The organism is Micromonospora sp. B11E3 (genome assembly GCF_039871625.1).
Taxonomy (GTDB): Bacteria; Actinomycetota; Actinomycetes; order Mycobacteriales; family Micromonosporaceae; genus Micromonospora.
In genome coordinates, this window is record NZ_JBDPMC010000163.1 from 1 (window position 1) to 4,827 (window position 4,827).

Annotated in this window: 2 protein-coding genes; both read left to right on the top strand. The window is 67.6% G+C overall.

What is annotated here, in order from left to right; genetic code table 11:
- The first annotated feature begins 410 nt into the window (after positions 1-410).
- The gene (locus ABGB16_RS33170; RefSeq protein ID WP_347672010.1) at positions 411-3,620 is read left to right on the top strand and encodes a LamG-like jellyroll fold domain-containing protein; all 3,210 of its coding nucleotides are present in this window, start codon (positions 411-413) and stop codon (positions 3,618-3,620) included.
- 402 nt (positions 3,621-4,022) lie between these two features.
- Positions 4,023-4,184 carry a hypothetical protein gene (locus ABGB16_RS33175; protein ID WP_347672011.1) on the top strand — a complete coding sequence of 54 codons (162 nt, stop codon included), beginning with the start codon at positions 4,023-4,025 and terminating at the stop codon, positions 4,182-4,184.
- The last annotated feature ends 643 nt before the right edge of the window (positions 4,185-4,827 follow it).

Genomic DNA, 4,827 nt, shown 5'->3' on the forward strand with positions numbered 1-4,827 from the left:
CAAAGCGGAGTTCCTGGTCTCGAGGGTTTCTTGGAGTGACTCACCTCAATACCGGAACTCCGCTTCTGTTTGCCTGAGCGACACACCCCTCGACAGCCGCCACAACGCCTTAACCGAGCGGCGTTGCTGCTAGACCACGTACGAACCGATGGGCGGCTGCACTCCTGGTGGCTTGTCTCGCGGCCGGGGGAGTCGTCCTGGCGCCGGTTACAGCGGCGGCGCCGGCTTCACCCCGGGCTGCGGCCGGGCCGTCAGCTGGAGACGCCATGCCTGACGGGCCAATCGGTCGTCCAGATCAGCCGGCGTTCCCCGACGGATACGTCCAGCGCGTCCAAGCGGCCCTGCGGCAAGGGGCCGACACGTGGGGCGAGCAGCTCATGGCGCTGCCTGACGGCCCGACGATGGCAAACATGCGGGACCTTCTCGTACCGGCCAACCACGGCGACGACTTCTGGCACGACACCCGGTGGAACAACCTTCCATTGACATACCCGATGCCGGACCTCAAGAACTTCAGCGCGCAACGGGACTTCAGCTTCCACTTCACCGACGGCAGCCAGATCAACTCGGACTTCGCCGACGGGCGGACTCGGCAGTGGGTCAAGTTCTACGTCGGCGACGGGACCGAACTCTACGGGTCGGCCGAGACCAGGCTTGACGAGCCGACGCTCGCCGATGGCTACCAGCCGGTGCTGCAGAACCACTACACCGACCGCCAGGGACGGACCTATGAACGGGAGTCCTACGTCACCCGGTTCTCCGGCTCCGCTCGGCTCATGAGCATGATCCGCTTCATCGTCCGGCCGGGGAACTCCGGCCAGACGTCGGCCACGCTCCGCGTCAACCTGAACGGCATGTACGTCGCCGGGGCCGTGGCTGCCGAGAACAACCTCAAGGTGGGCGACAAGCTCGCGCTCGCCTACAGTGGCCAAGCTGCGTGGAACGCACCGGATCTGACCTACACCCTCGACCTCAGCAAGGGCCCGGCGGAGGTCCACCTGCTCATGATGAACCAGCCCCAGGCGCTCGGGACGGTCGTCATGGACAAGAGCGGATACGACGCCAGGCGGGCACAGATGATCGCCTACTGGAAGGGCCAGCTCGACACCGGGAGTGGGGTGCAGATTCCGGAGAAGTACGCCGCCGACGCCATGCGGTCCATGCTGCTGACCAACCTCGTCATGGGCTACAACCTCACGATCGGCAACGGCTACGAGCTGCCCGACGACCCGAAGTTCGCATGGATCCCCGAGGTGGTGGCCACGGTGGGGTCGCTCGGCGACTTCGGCTACGTGCCGCGCACCCGGCAGACGATGGACGAGTTCCTCGTTCGGGGGCAGTACCTTGACGGGTTCACGACCTGGGAGCGGGGCATCAAGCTCCAGGCGGCCGCGAGGTACCACCTCCAGACCGGAGACTCCACACTCATCACGGCCCACCTGGACACCTTCAAGGCGTGGCTCAACGACATCGCAGCCCAGCGGAGCAACGACCCCAACGGGCTGCTCGCCAAGACGAGCCTCTATTCCGACAACAGCGCACGGGCTCACGGCATCCACCACCAGGCAGACGTGTGGCGTGGCCTGCGCGACATGGGTGTCGTCCTGCGTCTCATCGGCCACCCCGACGACGCGGCCGCCTTCACCGCACAGGCAGACGGGCTACGCGCCGCGACCCTCGCCGCGATCGACCGGAGCAAGACCCAGTTGCCCGACGGCTCGGTCTTCGTGCCCGTTGCGCTGCTCGAGCCGAACGACTTCGACCCAGCCGGGATGATCACGAACTCACCGCAGGGCAGCTACTGGAACCTCATCATGCCGTACGCCCTGGGCAGCGGCTTGATCGATCTCGACAGCCCTGTCGGGCAGGGGCTGACGACCTTCCTCAACAAGCACGGCGCCACGTTCCTCGGGCTCACCCGGTTCAATCTCAGCGGTGAGCCGGTCGAGGCGTGCCAGACCCGCCCTGCTGGCCCGTGGCCCGCAGCGGACGGTTACCGCTCGAGCGGCGTCGACCAGCAGTACGGCTGGTCCTACCTCAAGTACCTCGACCAGATCGGTGATGCCGATCGGATCGGGTTGACGTTCTACGGCATGCTCGCCCAGGGCTTCACCCGCAACACCTTCATCGGGGGCGAGGGCGAAACCGTTGCGCCGTGCCCGATGGAGTACTACCGCTCCCAGTTCCGGGCACCCCTGTCACCGAACAACGCCACGTACCTCAAGGCGCTGCGGGGGATGCTCGTCAACGAGACCCTCGACGCCGCTGGTGTGCCGACCGAGCTCGACCTCGCGCCGGCAACGCCCAAGCCGTGGCTGTCCGACGGCCAGACTGTCGGGGTCACCAAACTGCCGACCTTGTTCGGCCCGGTGACCTACTCCATCACCTCGGCCGTTGCCCAGGGCACGATCGAAGCCACGGTGACGCCCCCGCCCACCGCGGCGGGTCGCCCCAGGCTCCAGCAGGTCAAGCTGCACCTACGACTGCCGGCCGGCTACCGGCTGGAGGCCGCAACCGCCAACGGCGCGGCAGTCGCCGTCGAGGGCGACGCCGTGACGGTACCGGGCACAGGGACGACGACCGTTCGAGCTACGGTGTCGCGCGTTCAAGTGGGCCAACTGTCCCGGGCGCAGGTCGTTGCGACCGAACTGGCGACCATGGTTGCCCCGGGGACGACGACTGATCTCGGGATGCTCGTCGAGATGTCCGGGACCGCAGTCGTCCAGGGCCGGATCTCGGTGGACCTTCCGAACGGATGGACGCCACCGTCCGAGCAGATCCTGTTCACCCGCAACGCCAGGAACGGGCTCGCTTGGCAGCAGGTCCGCACGCGCGTCTCGGTCCCGGAGAATGCGGCGCCGGGTGACTACCGGATCGTCATGACCGCCCGCCCGGATGGCGGGGAGCCGAGGGCGTTCACCACGACCGTGACGGTGGCCAGGCTGGCTCCCGGGACCTACGCCGACCTGGTGCGGGCCGACGGCGCCGTCGGTTACTGGCGGCTCGACGACAGCGGCGCGACAGTGCTCGACAGGTCAGGGCACGGCAACAACGGGGTCGTCCGGGGATCCGTGATCCAGGGCCAGCCGGGGCCGCTGGCCGATGGGAACAGCCGGTCGATGAGCCTTGAGGGCGGCTACATCGAGGTACCCGACTCGGCAAGCCTGAGCCTGACCGGCCCCTATGCCCTGGAGGCATGGGTCTATGTCCGGGAGGGCGGCGACCAGGGCGTGCTGGAGAAGTACGACTCGCCCGCCCGTAACGGGTACCTCCTGCGCCTGGGTGCGAAGAACCGGCCGGCGGCGATGAACCTCTCGGATTCCCTGTCCACCACCGGTCCGGTCGGTGCCCCCGTGTTGCAGTGGGGCTGGCACCACCTGGTGTCCGTCTTCGACGGCTCGACGCTCAAGGTCTATCTCGACGGCACCGAGCGCGCATCCGTGCCGATCAGCCGGGTGCCGACCGACGGGGCTGCCTCGCTGAAGATCGGGGCACGAGGGGATGACGCGGCGAACCGCTTCGGCGGATGGATGTCCGAGGTCGCCGTCTACGATCGCGCGCTCACCCCGGACAAGGTGAAGGCCCACTACGTCAAGGGCATGACGGCCGTGAGACGGTGAAGCCTGTTGGTCAGCCGTCGTAGAGGCGGATCTGGTGGCCCGCAGGGCCGGCACCCACCCTTCGGGTTGGCCGACGGCGTCCCGGATCGCGTCCCGGATCGGTTCGGTGGTCGCCACCCCCACCGAGAAGAAGGTGTTCATGCCGAGCTGCGCAACGATCGGAGGGCGGCGTCGCGGACGGTGATGTGATCCGCGGTGGTGTTCGACCCGACCCGACCCCGGCGCAACAGCCCGGACAGCGCCTCTCGGGTGTTGTCCAGGACGCAGAACAACGGGTGGTGGCCGTAAGGGCGGTCCGGGGCGCCCTGCAGCGTTGCCGCTCTGGGTTTACCCGGACCGCCCTTCCGGCTGAAGTGGGGGCAGTCGTTACTGACACTCTGCAACGGGCAGATGCAACGGTTGATGAGGAGTGACGACGCCAGCGGCAACACCACCTGCCGGCCGTCGGGCACCAATACGAACGTGTGCGACGCAGCCAAGGCGGGCAGCCAGACGCTGACGTGGGACGCCGAAGGCGAACTCGCCACCGTCGGTGCCGGCGGAACCATCGAACCCGACATCTAGGACGCTGACGGCGCCCGGCTCATCCGCCGCGACGTCAGCGGAAATTGTGTGGTGGCGGGGCGCCGACTGGTCGGGTGGCGGGGTGCAGCGGTGACCGTCTCGGCGGGTTTTCGGCGCGCCACCGGCAATGCCGACCAGCGGGAGCGCGGAAGCCGCCCGGCAGTTTGGCTTCGACTGGCCGGTACGGCTCAAGTTAAGGCGGAAACCGGCTGGTCCACGTCGTGGGCCAGCCGGTTTCCTGCGCTGGCCAGGAAGGAGTGCCGCGGTGGCCGAGACGATGACCCTGTGGCGGCCGACCGGCCCCGAGGAGCTCGGACTGCGACAAGGAGTTCGGCGAGTGGCTTGCCTCCAACGACGGTCACGCCGACGAAATCCTGACCCGGCCCGTCATCGAGCTGACCTGACGAGCGTCGACGGTGAACGACCGGACCGCGGACTCGGCGACATCGCCGTTTGCCGCGACTGCGCTCGCGGAAGACATCCTGCTGGGCCTGGCTCGCCGCCTGAGCCGCTAGTCTTGTTTTTTAACCTTCGGCTCTCTGGCCTGATGTTTCGCGCTGTCGTGGGTGGACACGAAGACGGCCTTCGGTGATCATGTCGTCTCGCCAAAGAAGAACATGACTCACAACCGAAGGCCGTGATG